This is a genomic window from Tahibacter soli (assembly GCF_025717065.2).
GTDB classification, from domain to species: domain Bacteria; phylum Pseudomonadota; class Gammaproteobacteria; order Xanthomonadales; family Rhodanobacteraceae; genus Tahibacter; species Tahibacter soli.
On the sequence record NZ_JAOVZO020000014.1, the window covers coordinates 179,188 to 198,904 of the forward strand.

Here is a 19,717-nt window from a genome sequence, read left to right on the forward strand (position 1 = left end):
GCCTTCAACGACGCGGATCGCACGGCCGCCGACGGCCGTGCCGTCGCGTGCGCGTTTGTCGTGTCGAAATCCGAGTAGTTTCCACAGACGGTGCGCGTTTGTTCGAAAAGTGCGAACTGCGCAACGTTTCAAGGTGCAACACGAGAATAATTCCAATATCCCAAAACCGCTCGGGGGTTTCATGATCCGCATACGCCGCCTGACCGTCGCCATTGCCGCTTCTTTGGCGGCATTGCCCGCCGCCGCCCAATCCCCAAAGGACGCCGATTCGCTCGAAACCGTGATCGTCACCGGCACGCGCGTCGTCGATCGCACGGTGTCCGAGTCGACGTCGCCGATCGACATCATCACGCCGGCCGCGCTCGAAGCGACCGGCACGATCGAGCTCGCCACCGCGCTCGCGCGCGTGCTGCCGTCGCTGAATTTTCCGCGCCCGGCCATTTCCGACGGTACCGACGCGGTGAAGCCGGCGCAGTTGCGCGGCCTCGCGCCCGACCAGGTGCTGGTGCTCGTCAACGGCAAGCGCCGCCACACCACCGCGCTGATCAACCTCAACGACAGCCAGGGCCGCGGTTCGTCGCCGGTCGATCTCAACGCGATACCGATCGCCGCGATCGAGCGCGTCGAGGTGCTGCGCGACGGCGCGTCGGCGCAATACGGCTCGGACGCGATCGCCGGCGTCGTCAACATCGTCCTCAAGGGCAGCGACAAGGGCGGCGGGCTGTCGGCGCGCTACGGCCAGTTCTCCGCCGGCGACGGCGAGCAGTACCAGCTGGCCGGCGACGCCGGGTTCGCGCTCGGCGAGCGCGGGTTTCTGCACGTGGCGGGGCAGGCCGGCCACAACGACCAGACCGATCGCGCGCGGCCGTACATCGGCGCGCCGGGTCCGGCCGCGCCGCCGTACGACAAGGTCGTACAGCGCTACGGCGATCCGGAAATCGACCAGGGCGCGGTGTCGTACAACGGCGAATTCGGCGTCGGCGAGCGCGCGTCGCTGTATTCGTTCGGCATGGCGAGCAACCGCGACGTGCTGTCGAACGGCTTCTTCCGGCCGGCCGGCGATTCGCGCAACATTCCGGCCATTTATCCGAACGGATTTCTGCCGAATATCCACAACGTCTCGAAAGACCGCTCGATCGTCGCCGGCCTGCGCGGCGTGCTCGGCGCCGACTGGAACTACGACGTCAGCTACAATTACGGCTACAACAAGCTGAGTTTCGATATCGAAAACACATTGAACCGCAGCCTCGGGCCGACGTCGCCGACCGCGTTCTATGCGGGCAGTCTCGAAGTGACCCAGAACGTCGCGAACGTCGATTTCACGAAGCCGATCGCGGTGGGCTGGCTCGAATATCCGATCACGTTCGCGTTCGGCGCCGAGCGGCGCGACGAGAAGTTCAACCAGAGCCCCGGCGAGCTCGGCTCGTACGTCGACGGCGACGGGCCCGTCAACACGCCGCCCGGCGCGCAGGTGTTTCCGGGCTTCAAGCCCGAGGATGCCGGTCATCGCGACCGCAGCAGCTGGTCGGTCTACGCCGACTTCGAGGCCGATCTGACCGACAAGCTGTCGGCCGGCGTCGCGGGACGGTACGAGGACTACAGCGATTTCGGCACGACGACGTCGGGCAAGTTCTCGGCGCGCTACGCGTTCACCGACGCCGTCGCGCTGCGCGGCACCGTGTCGAGCGGTTTTCGCGCACCGTCGCTGCAGCAGCAGTTCTTCCAGTCGACCGCGACGAACTTCATCGGCGGCGTGCCGTTCGACGTGCGCACGTTCGCGGTCGACAATCCGACCGCGATCGCGCTCGGCGCCGAACCGCTCAAGGCCGAGGAGTCGACGAACTACGGACTCGGCCTCGTGCTGTCGCCGGCCGAAGGCCTCTACGTGACGATCGACGCGTACCGCATCGACATCGACGATCGCATCATCCTGTCGGAAAACCTGATCGGTCCCGCGGTGACGGCGTTCCTCGAAACGCGCGGCATCTTCGGCGTCACCGGCGGCCGCTATTTCACGAACGCGGTCGACACGAAGACGACCGGCGTCGACGTCATCGGCACGTACAAGTGGACGTTCGCGTCGGGCGAAGTCGACTGGACCGTCGGCTACAATTATTCCAAGACGAAGATCGAGCGCATCGCGCCGAATCCGCCGGAACTGACGGCCGGCGGCCTCAACCTGCAGCGCATCGGCCGCGTGGAGCAGGGGCGCATCACGATCGGCGCGCCGCGCGACAAGGTGCTGCTCGGCGGCGTGTGGAAAACCGGCGACTGGACCTTCTCCGGCACGGCGACGCGCTACGGCGAGTTCAGCGCGCTGAACGCGAGTCCGGCGCTCGACCAGACGTTCGGCGCGAAATGGACGGTCGACGTCTCGGCGTCGTACCAGCTCGACCGGTGGAGCTTCACGCTCGGCGGCGACAACATCTTCGACGCGTATCCCGACGAGTTCGTCTTCGCGACGTCGAACGGTGGCCAGCTGCCGTATCCGCGCAACGCGCCGTTCGGATTCAACGGCGCGTTCGTGTACGGGAAGGTCGGTTACGCCTGGGAATGAACCGGCGAATTCGCCGGGTCAGACCCCGTCGCCCGGCGGCGCCCCGGCATACCGCGCGCGCGGCCGGATCAGCCGGCCCTGTTCCTGCTGCTCGAGCGCGTGCGCGAGCCAGCCGGCGAGGCGGCCCGCGGCGAACAGCACGAGTGCCGCGCCGGCGGACAGCGCATACAGGCGGCCGATCGCGCCGAGCGCGAGGTCGAGATTCGGCTTGAGCCCGCTGGCCGCCTCGGCGCGTGCGATCAGCGCGTCGAGATCGCGCAGCGCCGCCGAGCCCGCGTGCCGCTCGCGCAGCATCGCGAGCAGTTCCGCGGCGCGGGGGTCGCCGTGCGGATACAACGCGTGGCCGAAGCCGGGCAGGTCGTCGCCGCGGTCCCAGCGCGCGGCGACGTCGTCCGCGCCGGCACCGATCAGCGCGTACGTACGCGCCGTGGCGCCGCCGTGGCGCGGGCCGGTCATCGCCGCGAGGCCGGTCGCGACCGTCGCGTGCAGATGCGCGCCGGTCGACGCGACCACGCGCGCGGCGAACGCCGACACGTTGAGTTCGTGCTCGGCCGACAGCACGAGCGCGGCGCGCACGACGTCGGCGAAACCGGCGTCGCCGGGACGCCACGCATCGGCGATCTGACGATGCACCGGCGCGACGCCGGGCAGGCCGCTGGTCAGCAGCGCCGCGTTCTGGCGCACGAGCCGCGCGGCGATCTCGCGCCGCACGTGCGGCGACAGGTTGAACGAGTGGCGCTCGGCCACGCCGAGCAGCGGTATCGCCGCGAGCGCGCGTTCGAGCGGCGGCAGCGTCGCGTCGGCCGCGACCGCCGCCACCGCCGCGGGCCACGCACTCGGCGGCGGCGTAGCGAACGGGTCGGCCTCGGCGCATTCCCACAATCGGCGCGCGACGTCTTCGAGCGTTGCGCCGGCCCGCGCCGCCTCGACCGCCGAGGCGCCGCGATAGTACGGACCGTCCGGCAGGATCTGCGAGATCCGCGTTTCGAGTACCGGCAGGCCGCGATCGAGGCTTTGCGCCGCGCCGCGCGCGGCGCCGCGGCCGACACGGCGGTTCTGCGCGAGCCGTTCGATGTCGGCGCGCCGATAGCCGCGCGTGCGCCGGTCCGGACCCGGCCGCGATTCGACGAGTCCGCGGCTGACGTAGGCGTACAGCGTCTGCAGATTGACGCCGAGAATGCGGCACGCCTCGGCGGCCGGGATCAGGTCGGGATCCATGCCGATATGTTGATCGAGTCGATCAAGATTGATCAATGCGTTCGAGGATGCCAGATTGCGCGCCAGAACGCGCGGCCGGATGCTTCCCGTGCCGCCGTGGCCCGCCACCTCGCACAATCGAGCCAGCCATGAATACCGCCCATCGCAAGCCGCTGCCCGGAACCTCCCTCGACTGGTTCGACGCGCGCGCCGCCGTCGACGCGATCAAGCCCGGCGCCTACGCCGGCCTGCCGTACACCTCGCGCGTGCACGCCGAAAACCTCGTGCGCCGTTGCGATCCGGCGCTCTTGACCGACGCGCTCGTGCAATTGATCGAGCGCCGCCGCGATCTCGACTTTCCGTGGTTTCCGGCGCGCGTGGTGTGCCACGACATTCTCGGCCAGACCGCGCTGGTCGATCTCGCCGGACTGCGCGACGCGATCGCCGACAAGGGCGGCGATCCGGCGCTGATCAACCCGGTGGTGCCGACGCAGCTGATCGTCGACCACTCGCTCGCCGTCGAATACGGCGGCTACGACAAGAACGCGTTCGCGAAGAACCGCGCGGTCGAGGACCGCCGCAACGAAGACCGCTTCCACTTCATCGACTGGACGAAGAAGGCGTTCAAGAACGTCGACGTGATTCCGCCGGGCAACGGCATCATGCATCAGATCAATCTCGAGCGGATGTCGCCGGTCGTGCACGCGCAGGACGGCGTGGCGTTTCCCGACACGCTCGTCGGCACCGACAGCCATACGCCGCACGTCGACGCGCTCGGCGTCATCGCGATCGGCGTCGGCGGCCTCGAAGCCGAAAGCGTGATGCTCGGCCGCGCGTCGTGGATGCGCCTGCCGGACATCATCGGCGTCGAACTCACCGGCCGGCCGCAGCCGGGCATCACCGCGACCGACGTCGTGCTCGCGCTGACCGAATTCCTGCGCAAGGAAAAAGTGGTCGGCGCCTACGTCGAGTTCTACGGCGAAGGCGCGTCCGCGCTGACGCTCGGCGATCGCGCGACGATCTCGAACATGACGCCGGAATTCGGCGCGACCGCCGCGATGTTCTACATCGACGGTCAGACCATCGACTACCTGCGCCTGACCGGCCGCGAAGACGCGCAGGTGAAGCTCGTGGAAACCTATGCGAAGGCGGCGGGCCTGTGGGCCGACGATCTCGCCGCCGCGCAGTACGAGCGCACGCTGTCGTTCGATCTGTCGAGCGTCGTGCGCAACATGGCCGGCCCGTCGAACCCGCACAAGCGGCTGCCGACGAGCGCGCTCGCCGAGCGCGGCATCGCCGGTGCGTGGGAAGACGTCCCGGGGCAGATGCCCGACGGCGCCGTCATCATCGCCGCGATCACGAGCTGCACGAACACGTCGAACCCGCGCAACGTCATCGCCGCGGGCCTGATCGCGCGCAACGCGAACGCGCGCGGCCTGACGCGCCGGCCGTGGGTGAAATCGTCGCTCGCGCCGGGCTCCAAGGCCGTGCAGTTGTACCTCGAAGAAGCCGGCCTGCTGCCGGAACTCGAGAAGCTCGGCTTCGGCATCGTCGCGTTCGCGTGCACGACGTGCAACGGCATGAGCGGCGCGCTCGATCCCGCGATCCAGCAGGAAATCATCGATCGCGACCTCTACGCCACCGCGGTACTGTCGGGCAATCGCAATTTCGACGGCCGCATCCATCCGTACGCGAAGCAGGCGTTTCTCGCGTCGCCGCCGCTCGTCGTTGCGTACGCGATCGCCGGCACGGTGCGTTTCGACATCGAGAAAGACGCACTCGGCCACGACGCCGACGGCAAGCCGGTGACGCTGAAGGACATCTGGCCGAGCGACGCGGAGATCGACGCGATCGTCGCGAGCAGCGTCAAGCCGGAACATTTCCGCAAAGTGTACGAGCCGATGTTCCGTTTCGCGGCCAGCGGCGGCGGGAAGATCAGCCCCCTGTACGACTGGCGCGCGCAGAGCACGTATATCCGCCGGCCGCCGTACTGGGAAGGCGCGCTCGCCGGCGAACGCACGCTGACCGGCATGCGTCCGCTCGCGGTGCTCGGCGACAACATCACGACCGATCACCTGTCGCCGTCGAACGCGATCCTGCTCGACAGCGCGGCCGGCGAATATCTCGCGCGCATGGGGCTGCCGGAAGAAGACTTCAACTCGTACGCGACGCATCGCGGCGACCATCTCACCGCGCAGCGCGCGACGTTCGCGAACCCGAAGCTCGTCAACGAAATGGCCGTCGTCGACGGCCAGGTGAAGCAGGGCTCGCTCGCGCGCCTGGAACCCGACGGCACCGTCATGCGCATGTGGGAGACGATCGAAACCTACATGGAACGCAAGCAGCCGCTGATCATCGTCGCCGGCGCCGACTACGGGCAGGGCTCGTCGCGCGACTGGGCGGCCAAGGGCGTGCGGCTCGCCGGCGTGGAGGCGATCGCCGCCGAAGGTTTCGAGCGCATCCACCGCACGAACCTCATCGGCATGGGCGTACTGCCGCTCGAGTTCAAGCCGGGCACGAACCGCAAGACGCTCGCGATCGACGGCACCGAAACGTTCGATGTGATCGGCACGCGCACGCCGCGCGCCGATCTGACGCTCGTGATCCATCGCCGCGACGGCGAGCGCGTCGAAGTGCCCGTGACGTGCCGGCTCGACACCGCCGAGGAAGTGTCGATCTACGAGGCCGGCGGCGTGCTGCAGCGCTTCGCGCAGGATTTTCTCGAGTCGTCGCAGGCGGCCTGAGCCGCGCGACGCCGCACCGCATTACAGAATGGAATAGTTACGTATGCCGCATCTGCCGCAAATCCGCATTCCCGCCACGTATATGCGCGGCGGCACCAGCAAGGGCGTATTCTTTTGCCTCGCCGACCTGCCCGAAGCGGCGCAGGTACCCGGCGCCGCGCGCGACCGGCTGCTGCTGCGCGTGATCGGCAGCCCCGATCCGTACGGCAAGCAGACCGACGGCATGGGCGGCGGGACGTCGAGCACGAGCAAGGTCGTGATTCTGTCCGCGAGCACGCGGCCCGGTCACGACGTCGACTACCTGTTCGGCCAGGTGGCGATCGACCGCGCGTTCGTCGACTGGAGCGGCAACTGCGGCAATCTGACGGCGGCGGTCGGTTCGTTCGCGATCTCGAACGGCCTCGTCGACGCCGCGCGCATTCCGCGCGACGGCCTCTGCACGGTACGGATCTGGCAGGCGCAGATCGGCAAGACGATCGTCGCGCACGTGCCGATGACGGACGGGCAGGTGCAGGAAACCGGCGACTTCGAACTCGACGGCGTGACGTTTCCGGCGGCCGAGGTCGCGATCGAATTTCTCGATCCGGCCGACGTGGGCGAGGACGGCGGCGCGATGTTTCCGACCGGCAACCTCGTCGACGACCTCGACGTGCCCGGCGTCGGCACGCTGAAGGCCACGCTGATCAACGCCGGCATTCCGACGATCTTCGTCGACGCCGCCGCGGTCGGCTACACCGGCACCGAGCTGCAGGGCGCGATCAACGAAGACGCGAAAGCGCTCGCGATGTTCGAGACGATTCGCGCGCACGGCGCGGTGCGCATGGGGCTGATCCGCGACGTCGCGGAAGCGGCCAGCCGGCAGCACACGCCGAAGGTGGCGTTCGTCGCGAAACCGGCGACGTATACCGCGTCGAGCGGCAAGGTCGTCGATGCCGGCGAGATCGATCTCGTCGTGCGCGCGCTGTCGATGGGCAAGCTGCACCACGCGATGATGGGTACGGCCGCCGTCGCGATCGGCACGGCCGCGGCGGTGCCCGGCACGCTCGTCAATCTCGCGGCCGGCGGCGGCGAGCGCAGCGCGGTGCGCTTCGGTCACCCGTCCGGCACCTTGCGCGTCGGCGCCGAGGCGAAGCAGGTGGACGGGCAGTGGACCGTCACGCGCGCGCTGATGAGCCGCAGCGCGCGCGTGCTGATGGAAGGCCACGTGCGCGTGCCGGGCGGCGTGCTCGAAGCCGACGCGTAGCGCGTACGCGTCGCCCTCCGCGCAGTGAAGTTCAGTGGTTGCCGCCCGGATCGGGCCGGCAGCCGGTCTGGTTCTGGAACGTGCGGGTCGCGCTCTGTCCGTCGGCCGAACCGACGACGAGCGTCGCCGTCGCGCCGCTCGCGACCTGCGCCGACAGGCCGTTCGGCGCCTGCGACAGCACGTTCGTCCACGTGAGCGTATACGGCAGGCTGCCGCCGCTGACGGTCGCGGTCGCGGTTTTCGTCGCGCCGCAGCCGCGCACGGACGACGGCATCGCGACGTTCAACCCGTCGACGTTCACGCGATCGTCGTAGACCTGCGCCCAGCGGCCGTCGTAGCCGCCGTTCTGCGGCAGGTGCCAGCCGGCCGGGAGCCACACGCCGGCCTCGTAGTGCTCGCGCGTGTCGATCGCGCCGGAGTGCACGAGAAAATCGTGCTGGCGCCAGTAGGCGCCGAGCGACGCGTAGTCGCCGCTCGCGTCGGCGCGGTTGCGGTTGTAGCTGTCGCGGCCCGCGCCGCCGTAGCCGTCGAGCTTGTCCGAGCCCGAGATCGTGTCGGCGTTCGTCTCGGCCGAATAGCCGCCCCAGAACCAGGCCTTCGCGAGCACGCCTTCGCGGCCGTCGGTGAGGTTCGAACTCTGCGTATCGCGCGAGCCGAGATAGAAGCGCTGCAGGCCGGACGGCACCTGCGTCGTTCCGCTCTCGTCGACGATCGGACTGTCGAGCAGGATGTCGGCCGTCACGTCGCTCGTCCAGTTGAGCGACCAGTTCGCGCCGGACCACTGGCTCGCGAACACGTCGGCGAGATCCTGCAGTTCGTAGGTGATGCGGTTGACCGCGAACCAGCTGACCGTGCCGTCGACGCCCGCGGCGAGCGGCGCCGCATACGCATAGCTGATCGCGCGCGCGTTCCAGGCCGCGACGGCGGCCTGCGACGTTTCCGGTACCCAGACGTAGTGCACCGACTTGTCGTCGTCGTTGGTCACTTCGACTTCCGCCGACGCGCTGGCCGCGACGCGCGCGGCGATCGTGGCGTAGGAATCCTGCACGAAATGCAGCTCGTGGCCGTGCGTGCCGAGTTCGGTGTTGTCCTCGTCGGCCTGCCAGATCATCACGTGCCGGCCGCCGGCGACCTGCATGAAATTGAGGTCGGGGCTGCCGTAGCTGCGCAGCACGTGGTCCTTGTGGCTCGTGATCGTGACGTGGCCCACGTACTCGCCCGCGCCGCCCGGCACGCCGGTCACGCCGCGCACGACGATCTCGATGCGTTCCCAGTCGTGGATCTCGTTGGCCTTCTTGTCGACCGGGTGGTAGACGTGGAACAGCAGCACGAGGCCTTTGCTGCCGCCGTCCATGAACTCGAGCGCCGACGTGTACAGCGTCGGACGGATGCGCCAGTTCTGGTACGCGCCGGAGCCGGCCGTGGAGGCGGCGATGTACTGCGGCAGCAGATTGGCCCAGGTGTAGCGGTTGTTGGCGAAGTTGCCGTCGCGGTCGAAGTCGTAGTTCGACAGCCAGTCGCGACCGCGCTTGCTGCTGTTTTCCTCGGCGCGCTGCATGATGACGGGCGCGTAGTACTGCAGATAGGCCATGCGGTCGCTCTGGCTCAAGAGCCAGGCCTGCGCGTGCGCGGCGCGCTGCGGCAGCGCGGCCGCAACGAAGAGCGCCAGCACGAGCCAGCGCAGCGACGAGGTGAAACCGGCGAAGCGTGCGAGCCGCTCGCGGTGAATCGCGAAGTTCATGGGAAATCCTTGATGATTTTCAACGAGGCCGGCGCGGCAGTCGGGGTCTGCCGCGCGGCGCATGGCGGCACGGTCCGGCACGAGGGTCCGGAGCGCCGCGACTACGGATAGTTCGAGATCGCGATCTGCGCCGAACTGGTCGCGTTGTAGACGACGCCGTTGTTTTCCGCGTAATGCGTACACTGCACGTTGACGATGCCCGAGCCGCCGATCGCGGGATAGCCGCTCGAGTAGAAATGCACGTCGACGAGGGCGCCGTTCGTCTCGTCGTCGTAGTCCATCGTGTTGCCCGTGGGGCCGTACGCGTAGCAGCGCACTTCGATGTAGTCGGCGTCGACGCGGTCGTTGTTCTGGTTCGCGAAGCGCGAATACCCGCGGATCTTGGCGTGGCGGAAGCCGCCGCTGCTGTATTCGTAGCCCTGATGCTGGATCACGCCCTGCAACGTATACGTGGGGCCGGTCGGCGTGCCGCCGCCACCGCCGCCGGGCGGCGGGAAGTTGCAGGAGTCCGGATTGTCGATCGTGCACGGTTCCTGGAACTGGGCGTGCGCGGGGCGGGGCGCCGTCGCCAGTGCTGCGGCAAGGGCGGCGACGAGGGCGAGGGTCAGATTTCCGAGGTGCTTGTTCACTTGCTCTCCTGTCGGCAGACGTCGTGGATGCCGGGGCGTCGCCCGGCGCGTTCAAACGAGCGCGAGATCCGCACAGCGGGGCGCCGAAGGCGCTCGAAGCCTCGACGAACGGCCGTGACGGCATTGCTGGGCCGCTCGATCGAGGCAGACCCCTGCGTCGATCGTGTCGACGCCACGTCCCCGGGTCTGGAGGCTGCGGGCGGCACGATGGCAAGTCTTAGCAGATTTATCAACTTTGTCAAAGTTATTGAGCTGTCAAAGTAGCTTGTGTTTCATCTTTCGCGGATTGTCACAATGCGAGGTCCGTCCGGGAGGGGCGGGCGCGGCATCCTTTGCGCCCCGCCGGATTCGCACCGGACCGGCGCCTGTGCGGCGATCCTGCCGAAAGGGCCATTGAGAATTTTCCGTTGCTCTCAATCGCGGCCTCGCAACCATGCGGTTGCGACTGTGAGCCGGTCGCTGCCGCAGCTGCGAGTGATGTTGGCGACCGGGGTGAATCGCTGCAGCGACATTCACACACAGGAGCGTCACATGACAGGAAAATTCGCCCGCAAAATCGCGATCGTGCTCGCCGCTATCGCAGGCTTCGTCGCCAGCCCCGCCGTTTTCGCGATCAAGAACCAGGTCTGCCCGAACTGCAGCGTCGATCGCATGATCGTCGCCGCGCGCGCGTTCGGTCCCGGCACGATTTACATCTGGGATCCGTACAACGGCGACGTGCGCAAGTACGTCAGCTATTGCGGCGGTGCCGAGCGCGTCAACGACGACAAGCTCGCGCTGCGCGTCGAGACGGCGCCGTCGCCGTACGGCGCGTGTACCGGGCAGTCGATGGCGACCGACGAGGTGCCGGTCGAACCGCAGTACGCCGATGTCGCGCCGCATCTCGGCAAGATCTGGTTGGCGACGAACGGGACGTGGGTGATCGGCAGAAACCTTAACACCCTGAAGGGAGCAGGCAACTCGCGCGGCTTGCGCGTGCCGTTGCCGCCCGGCTTCGGCGGATACCATCCGCAGAATCCGACAGCGCAGGACTTCATGACCGATGCCGTGCTGCGCGCGCAGGTACGCGATTTCGTCGATACGAACGGACTCGGCGGCGCGCCGTCGTGGGTGCAGGCGGCGGTCGCGTATGTGAAGGCGAACATCAATGCGACGATGGCTTATACGCAGGGCATCACGATGAACTTCGAAGTCGTGTTCCCCGATGGATCGAGCCTCGTATTCAACCAGGCACTGAGCGGCCTGCCCAACTACCTGGCGGAATCCGGTCGAGATACCGCCGGCTATCTCATCCCCGAAGCCAACACCGCGAACTACGCCGGCAACTGGAACTACGACCCGAGCCACTCTTATGCGCGCGGCCGGCTGATCGACCTGCTCGAACGCCTGAACGCGAACATCAACTACATGGACGCGCACGGCTACCGCATCCGGTGCACGTGGGACGGCCACACGCTGCACTGTACCGTTCGACGCTGAGCGGCCCCCGCACCGGCCCGCGTACGGGCCGGTGCATGGCATCAATCCGCGACGGCAAGCGTTGCGTCGGACGCGACCTCCAGCGCGTACGACCGCAACGCCGCCGGCGGCAGCACGACGCGCGATTCGCCGTCGCCCGCGCGCAGCAGCAGTTCCACGCCGTCCTCGCGCGTCACCGCGCCGAGTTCGACGACGCCGTCGAACGGCACCGCGATCCAGCGGCCTGCCGTGTCGCCGTCGGCCCGCTCGGCGACGAGCCGCAGCCAATACCGCGCGGCATAGCCGACGCGCTCGACGCGGAACGCGTCGGGTCCGTTGCGACCGCGCACGACGGTGTCGATCGCATGCGGCGTTGCCGGCGGCGCGACGCGCAGCGCGACGCTGCCGTCGGTCGCGAGCGTGCCGGCCGCCACGAGCGTCGACGCACCGTCGCCGAACGGCTGGAACCCGTCGCGGAACACCACGATCTGCGTCGCCGCGCTGGCGTTGCGCGGCGTCGGGTCGGCGACGCTCGCAACCGTCGTCGTCGCGACGATGCGCTCGTCGGCGACCGACGATCGCACCGTGCCGCTGACGACGTAGCTGACGCTGCCCTGGGCCGGAATCAGCACGTCGTGGTCGGCGAGCGCGCCGCTGCCGGCCGTCGCGCAGTGCGTGTTCGGGTCGCTCGCGTTGATGCAGAACCACGTCGCGCTCGCCGGTTCGATCTGCGGCGGCAGCGGCAGCGCGACGTCGACGCCCGCGACCGGCGTCGTGCCGGGATTGCGCGCGGTGACGAGCCAGCTGAGCGTGCGCAGGTACTGCACGTACGGCCGGTTCGCCGTGAGTTCGGCCGACAGCTGCGTGCCCTCGACGCCGGTGCCCGACAACGGTATCGCGACGGTCGGTGCGCCGTTGCCGGCGACGTCGATGCGCGCCGCGCGCGCGCCGAGCGCGGTGGGCGCGAACCGCGCGTAAACCGTGCAGCTGCCGCCGTTCGCCGCGATCGTCGTGCCGCCGACACAAGAGCCTGCGCCTGCCGCGAGCGCGAAGTCCGCCGCGTTCGCGCCGGCGACCGACACGCTGCCGATCACGAAGTCGCCGGGCCCGCTGTTGACGAGCGTGGCCGAGCGCACGGCACTCGTCGACGCGAGCGCCTGGTCGCCGAAATCGATCGCGCCTGGCGAGCCGAGAATGAGGTTCGCCGCGCCGTTGCGCGAGAACGCGAGCACGATCGTGGCCTGCACCGCGGCGTCGCTCGTCGACGTCGCCGTGAGCGTGACGCTGCCGGCTTCGCTGCCGCCGGCCGCGAGCGTCGCGTCGACGCGGAACTGCGCGGCGGCGTTGCCGGGCAGGCGGATCGGCTCGACCGCGGCGGCCGGCGCGCCGCCGGCGTCGTACAGGCTCGCGGTAACGTTGCCGGTCGTGCCGGCGAGTGCGAGCCGGTAGACGTCTTCGACGTTGCCGGCGTTGACGACGCGCACGCCGAAGCTCGCCGTGGCGGGCAGGTTCGGTGCCGTCACGCTCGCCGGCACGCCGCGCAGCGCGACCGCCTTGCTGCCCGCGAGCGTCACCGTTGCCGTTGCGCGGGCGCGCACCGCGCCGACCGCGCGCGAGACGGCTTCCACGTCGAACGTGCTCGTGCCGGGCGGCAGATAGCCGGTGCCGGCGAGCGTCGCGGTCACGTCGCGCGCCTCGCCGGGCGCGAGCGCGACGACGTCCGGCGCGAGCGTCACGGCGGGACCGAGCGGCCCGAGTGCGCGCAGGTCGAACGTGTCGTTCGCCGTGCCGGTGTTCGTGATGCGCGCCGTGTACGCGGTCGCGGCGGTGCCGCTTCCCGGCGTCAGCGCGACGAACACGCCCGGGCCGGGCACGTTCACGGTCAGGCTCGCCGTCTGGTTGCCGGCGAAGCTGTTGACGAGCGGTGCGACCGCGTAGCTGCCCGGCGCGACGTTCGTCGCGACGCTGACCGTGCCCGCGACATCCTTCGTCGCGCCGGCGTTCAACGTGAAGTTCGGCTGCACGAACGCGAGGCCGAGGCCCGGCGGCGCGCTCGCGAGGCCGACGTTGTAGTTCTGCGCGACGTTGCCGACGTTCGCGACGCGCAGCGTCACCGGCGCGACGTCGCCGCGGCCGGCCGTGACGGGATCGGTCAGCACGGTGACGGTCGACGCGAGGATCGGCGTGTTCGGATCGCCGCCGACGTTGCGACCGCCGGTGCCGAACACCGCCGAACCCGACGTCGTGAAACCGCCGCGCACCGTACCCGTCACCGTGAACGGAAAATCGGCGTACTGCGGATCGCCCGGCGTCGCGCGCAGCACGAGGTTCGCGCTCGCCTGGCCGTGCGCCGGCACGGTCACCGGCGTCGCGAGCGATTCCCGCCACGCGTCCGGCACGCCCGAGAGCGAGAGGTCGTAGGTGACCGCGCTCGCGCCCGGGTTCGTCAGCACGATCGCGTAGGTCAGCGGATCGCCGAGCGTCGCGCCTTGCCGAGCCGGCACGATCGCGAGCGTCTGGTCCGCGCTGACCGCCACGCGTTCGAGCGCGACGCTGCCGGAGCCGATCGCCGGCAGCGTGTAGTCGACGCGACCGCCCGCGGCGACCGCGCGCAGCTCTCCCGGCGTCATGCCGGTCACCTGGCCTTGCCACGCGATCGCGTTCGCGGTCGGGCGGTACCACGTGTAGCGGTCGTACTCCGCGGCGCTCGTGTCGACGCCGGTCGGCGGCACGCTGAAGGACCCCGGCACGATCGCGACGCCGGTGTTCTTCGGAATGTCGACGCGCACGGTGATGGCGGGTCCGGCGATCACGGCGTAGTCGTAGACGAGGATCGCCGTGTCGGTCAGCGCGTACAGCGTATTGCCGTCGAGCAGCACGTTGCGCAGCGGCGACGGCACGTCGTACGGAATCACGGCAAGGTGTGCCGGATCGTTCGCGTCGACGATCGCGAGCACCCACGCGCACGACAGCGGGTTGAACGCGCCGACGGCGTAGTAGTTGCCGGTGAGCGCCGACAGCGTCGTGCCGCCGGTGTCGAGCGGCTGGTTGCACGCGCCGCCCGCGGGGCGGCGGTTGAGCATCAGCGACGTCAGCGTGCTGCGCACCGCGGGCAAGGCGCCCGACAGATCGAGCGCGCTCAGCGTGAGGTTGCCGACGAAGCCCGAATAGCCGTCGTACGCGCCGTCGGTGTCGCCGGCGGCGAGGCCGGCGTCGCCTTGCGCCGCGATGCCGAACAGCACGCGCGTGCCCGGTACGTCGGTCGTGCCCGTGACGCACGGGTTCGGCGCGCCGGGGCAGTTCGTCGGCAGCTGCGCGACGTCGGCCGCCGCGATGCGCCCGACGCCCGGGCCGGTGCCGAAGCCGTCGCCGACCGCGCTCGTCGACGCGAGCAGCGTCGTCGTGCCGCGCGGCAGGCTCGAGAAGATCATGTTCGGGCCGCCGTAGATCGGATCGTTCGTATCGGTCGGCCCGAAATGGTGGAAAAGTTCGCCCGCGGGCGCGGGGCTGGCCGGCGTCGAGAAGTCGAGGCTCACGAGATTGCCGTTCTGCTGGAACACGAAGCCCGAGAACGGGTTGTACAGCATCGCCGCGGTCGTGAGCGATCCGATGTGGCTGTCGTTGAAGCGGATCGTGCCGCCGAAGCGCTTGGGGATCGACACCGGCGTCGGATTGAGCCGCAGCGGCGCGGTCGCGTGCGCGTCGTCGACGCGGTACGCGACGAGCTTCAGATCGTCGAACGAACTCGGGCTGCTCAAGTTGTACGCGAGCACGAGCACGTCGCCGTCGAGATTGCAGCCGACATTGGCGTAGCCGGTCGCGAGCGCGTCGGTCGCGAACGTGCCGGCGACGACCGGCGCGGCCGGCGTCGCGACATCGACGATCGTCACGCGGTCGCGCTGGCACACGTACAGGTAGCGCCCGCGCTGCGCGAACGAGCGCGTCGACGCCGGCATCGCGAGCGACGCGCGCGGATCGATCACCGGCGTCGGCGCCGATTCGCGCGACAGCGTCAGCGCGTAGGCGATCGTGCTTGTGCCGGGCGGCACGGTCGCGGGCGTCGCCGACAGCTGCGCCGAGAACGGCGCGCCGACGATCAGCGCGCCCGAGGCGAACGAACCCGGTATCGCGTCGCAGCAGCGGCTCGCGTCGACGAGGCCCATCTCGAGCGTCAGTGCGCCGTTGAGTCCCGTCGTGTCGATCGTGAAATCGTTCAGCGCGACGATGCCGTCGCCCGGCGCGAGCAGCTTCGCGTCGGTGCTGCCGGAGCGTCGCGTCGCGCCGGTTGCGTCGCGCAGCGTCCAGCCGCCGAACACGTTGCGATAGCCGTTCGCCGAATTCATCACGCGCGTCGACACGGTGACGGGCTGGCCCGGCGTCGCCGCGAACGGCGATGCGCGCACGCTCGCGACGCGCGCGATGTCCGGACGCAAGGCGACGCCGCCGACGACGCTGCGCGCGATCTGCGGCAGGTCGCGCGGCGTCGCGGTCACGCGGTAGTCGAACGCGCGCGCCTGGCCGTCGGCGTTCGTGAACGTCACGCTCAAGGTCGGCGCGCCGCAGCAGCCGTTCGTCAGCCCGCGCGAACCGAGGTTCACCGTCGTCGCCGACAGCACGGCCTGCACGTTCGCCGGCACGCCGTCGATCGCGATGTCGAACGTGCGCGGACCGGACGTATCGTTGTACAGCTGTATATTAACGACCGTCGCCTGCGCCGGCGGATTCACGGCGAGCTGCGGCTGCAAGGTCAGCGACATCTCGCCGCTCGCGGCTTCCACGAGCGCGTCGCCGAGCGCGCACAGGCTCGCGTCGACGGCCGCGAGCGCGGCCGGCATGCCGGAAACCGCGGCATTCGCGAGCTGCGTGCGCGCGGCCGTGACGGTCGCGGTCAGCGTCGCGAAGATCGTCGTGTTGAACTGGTTGTGCGTCAGATCGTCGAGTTCGGCGAGCGCCGCGGCGAGCGCGCCGGCATCGTCGGGCCGGCCCGCGAGCACGTCCATCGTGCCGGCGAGCCGCGCGAGCGTCGCACCCATCGAGCCGCGGCCGAGCCGCGTCGCGTCGAGCGCGGCCTGCGAGGTACACGTCGTGAGCGACGAGGTGACGTGCGCGGTGAAGCGCGTCGTCGCCGGTTCCACGCCGCCGAGATCGCCGCGCAGCACCGACACGAGACTCGTGCCCGACGTCGCGCCCGCGCCGACGGTGTACGTCAGCGGCAGCGAGCGCGATTCGCCGGCCGCGAGCGCCACGTCGGCCGGCAGGCCGGTCACGCCGAGATGCGCGTCGTTGGTCGCGGTCAGCGTCGCGACGGTCGGCACGTTGCCGAGCGCGTCGAGCGTCAGCGTCGTGGTGGCGTTTTGTCCGGCGCGGACGCTCGCGCCGGCCGGCAGCGCGCGCAGGCGCAGCGCCTGCGCCGGCGGCGTGGTGTTCGTGTTCGCGCTCGTCGTGTCGGCCGCGGGGTTGGCGGGGCTGTAAACGTGCACGTTGAACGGCACGGGCGTACCCGGCGCCGGCAGCGCGCCGCCCGGCGCGATGCACAGGCCGACTTCGCCGCTCTGGCCGGGGCGCAGCGTGATCTGCGTCATTGCCAGGAAAAGGCCGTAGCCGTTGCCGGCACCGGCGTTGTCGATGCGGAACGTATCGGTCGCGGGTCCCGTATTGGTAATTTTCGCCAGATATACAAACGGCAGTTCCGCGCCGTTGTACGGCACGAACCAGCGCGGATCGGCGACGACGTCGACCGCGACGCCGGGCGTTGCGCCGGGCGCGACGTCCGCGGGCAGCGGCGGCACCGGCGGCGCGATCAGGATCGACGGCACCGGCGGATCGCCCGACGTGATCGCGCTGCGCAAGGTCTTGATGCCGTCGAGCAGGCCCGACAGCATGTTCTGCACGAGGCCGCAGCCGCCTTCGCACAGTTCCGAAGCGCCGGAGTTCTCGAGCATCTCCATGATGTTCGCGAGCGGTCCGGTCGCGTCGTTGAGGATCGCCTTGACCGCCTGGCCGAGATCGCCGAACGCACCGCCCGAGGCAACCGCCTGCACGACGGCCGCCGTGAACGCGACGCCGACGACGCCGGCCGCGTTGACCTGGCCGATGAACTTCGCCATCTGCGTTTCGAGGCTGTCGACGCCGAACAGGGTGAGCAGCAGCCCGCCGTATTCGCCGAGCGCCTGATGCGTGCCGTCTTCGCCGGTGCTGATCGTGTAGCCGGTGTTCGGATCGGTTTCGAGCCAGATGCTGTACGGGCGGCCGCCGACCATGACCGGCGCGCGCGGCGCGAGCACGCTGCGGCCGTTGAACCCCGTCACCGTCTCGCGGATGCGCGCCTTCGCCTCGGGCGACAGCGCCAGATCGTCGACGCGCGTGACGTCGTAGCGCGTGATCGGCACGAGGTCGGCGTCGTTCGCGCCGAACAGCGACGCGAAGCTCGCCGCGGGCTGGCCGGTGACCGCCGTCAGCACCTGCGCTTCGAGCAGCGATTCCTGCAGGCCGCGCGCGCGTTCGAAATGCGCCGTGTTCGTCCACGCGATGCCCTGGTGCGGATAGACGCGCAGGTCGTTCTTGCGGATGTCGAGTGCGAAGCCGAGCGTGTCGGCGCCGGCGCGCGCGCTGGCGACGGTCAGCCGCGGACTGTCGATCCAGGCGCGGGTGAGAAACGTCGCGGCAGCCTCCTCGTCGGCGCGGCTGGCCGCGCCTTCGAACGACGCCGTCAGCAGTTCGAGTATCGCGATCACCGCGCGCCGGTTCAGATCGGCGGCCTGCGTGCGCAGGCCGATCTGCGCCGGCGACTGCTGCGCCGGCGGCGGCAGCGCGGCGATCGCCGGCGCGAGCGCGGCGGTCTGCGCCTGCAGCGCTTCAAGGCGCGTGCGGCGCGCCGCGAAACCGTCGAGCGGCTGCTGCGACGGCGACACCTGTATCGTCGTCAGATCCAGCGGCGCCAGCGCCGGCGGCGCGTTCGAATCGGGCGCCTGCACCGAGCCGCCGTTCACGCGCGTGGCGTAGCCGATGCGATCGACCAGCACGCGCTGGAAGGTTCTCGGGTTCTGCGGATCTTGCGGCGAGGTCACGTCGACGACGGCGAAGACGCCCGTCAGCAGCACGGTTCCCAACGGGAAATTGGTAAAAGTCTCCACGTAGTCGGTGCCGCGCACGACCGGATAGCCGCTCGGGTCCAGCGCGGGGTTCGCCACGAGCAGATACGGCGAATACGTATTGGTGATCGAGCCGATCGCGAGCGCGGGCGGCGCGTTGTGCGCGACGAAATGGCCCAGCGTCAGCGGCCGGTCGACGAGATCGGCGGCCGGGTAGGTGACGTCGAGCACGGTGCTGCTGCCGAGCCCGAAGCCGTATATCGCGCCGGCCTGCGACCAGGTTTCGGCGACGACGCGCACGCGCACGCGGTGCTGCTGCGCGGCCGGCACGGCGTCGAACGTGACGGTCGCGCTCGCGAAGAACTGGCCGGGTGCCGCATCGGCGAACGCCGTATCCAGCGCGATCCAGGGCCCGGACGCGACGGCCTGGTACTGAACCCAGGTGTGCGCCTGCGCCGGGGCGATCAGGTTGTAGTCGTTGCGCCCGTCGGCGCGCGCGCCGGGGTTGTTGCAGCCGACGAAACGCCGCGCGTCCGGAAACACGCGCGCGACGACGCGCTGCGCGTCGGCATACGCGAGTTCGCCTTGCGCGTAGCGCGCCGTGAAGCCGGACGCGCGCAGCAGCGCGATCGTCAGGCTCGCGCGATCGAGCGCGTTGCCGGCGCGACCGGCGAGCGCGCCGCGCGCGCCGCGCAGGCTGCCGACGTAGGGATCGATGCCGACGTCGTCGCGCACGAACGCGAAGATCCGCGCGGGATCGTGGCCGAGCGCGGCGGCCTGCGCGACGATGGCGGGGTCGGTCTCGTCGCCGTCCGGCGCAGCGGCGATCTTCCGCGCGTCGCCGGGTGCCGGCGCCGGCGGCGGACCGTAGCGCCAGCCGGCCGGCACGTCGATCGGCGCCGCGGCAGCGGCCGTCGCGAACCCCATCAGACACTGCAGCAACGCGATCCGCGCGGCGGCGCGGACGTTCCTTGTTCCGTTCATGGCCTCTCCCCGCGGGGTCCGACGGCCGGCCCCTGTGCCGTGTGAGCGAAACGGCGAAAACATCACGCGATGA

The 19,717-nt window shown here is 69.9% G+C and carries 8 protein-coding genes; 4 read left to right on the plus strand and 4 right to left on the minus strand.

The window, feature by feature from the left end:
- Positions 1–181 precede the first annotated feature (181 nt).
- Positions 182–2,557: a TonB-dependent receptor plug domain-containing protein gene (locus OD750_RS09305; protein WP_263544925.1), complete on the plus strand. Its 2,376-nt coding sequence runs from the start codon at positions 182–184 to the stop codon at positions 2,555–2,557.
- A gap of 18 nt (positions 2,558–2,575) precedes the next feature.
- On the opposite strand, the gene OD750_RS09310 is transcribed toward OD750_RS09305, so the two are convergent.
- The gene (locus OD750_RS09310) at positions 2,576–3,775 is read right to left on the minus strand and encodes a citrate synthase family protein (protein ID WP_263544924.1); all 1,200 of its coding nucleotides are present in this window, start codon (positions 3,773–3,775) and stop codon (positions 2,576–2,578) included.
- Between the two features lie 128 nt (positions 3,776–3,903).
- Between OD750_RS09310 and acnD the strand changes: the two genes are divergently transcribed.
- Both acnD and prpF read left to right on the plus strand, forming a co-directional pair.
- A complete protein-coding gene (gene acnD, locus OD750_RS09315; protein ID WP_263544923.1) occupies positions 3,904–6,498 on the plus strand; it encodes a Fe/S-dependent 2-methylisocitrate dehydratase AcnD in 2,595 nt (864 codons plus the stop codon).
- Positions 6,499–6,541: 43 nt separating this feature from the next.
- The gene (prpF, locus tag OD750_RS09320; protein WP_263544922.1) at positions 6,542–7,741 is read left to right on the plus strand and encodes a 2-methylaconitate cis-trans isomerase PrpF; all 1,200 of its coding nucleotides are present in this window, start codon (positions 6,542–6,544) and stop codon (positions 7,739–7,741) included.
- Positions 7,742–7,772: 31 nt separating this feature from the next.
- Here prpF and OD750_RS09325 read toward each other — a convergent pair whose 3' ends face one another.
- Both OD750_RS09325 and OD750_RS09330 read right to left on the minus strand, forming a co-directional pair.
- Complete coding sequence (locus OD750_RS09325) at positions 7,773–9,482, minus strand: hypothetical protein (protein WP_263544921.1); 1,710 nt, start codon at positions 9,480–9,482, stop codon at positions 7,773–7,775.
- 101 nt (positions 9,483–9,583) lie between these two features.
- On the minus strand, positions 9,584–10,111 hold the full coding sequence (locus OD750_RS09330; protein ID WP_263544920.1) for a hypothetical protein: 528 nt from the start codon (positions 10,109–10,111) through the stop codon (positions 9,584–9,586).
- A gap of 531 nt (positions 10,112–10,642) precedes the next feature.
- Between OD750_RS09330 and OD750_RS09335 the strand changes: the two genes are divergently transcribed.
- Positions 10,643–11,590 (plus strand): hypothetical protein, encoded by a 948-nt coding sequence (locus tag OD750_RS09335; protein WP_263544919.1) that lies wholly within the window; start codon positions 10,643–10,645, stop codon positions 11,588–11,590.
- Between the two features lie 41 nt (positions 11,591–11,631).
- On the opposite strand, the gene OD750_RS09340 is transcribed toward OD750_RS09335, so the two are convergent.
- Positions 11,632–19,644, minus strand: a complete 8,013-nt coding sequence (locus tag OD750_RS09340; RefSeq protein ID WP_263544918.1) for a transglutaminase domain-containing protein — start codon at positions 19,642–19,644, stop codon at positions 11,632–11,634.
- Positions 19,645–19,717 lie beyond the last annotated feature (73 nt).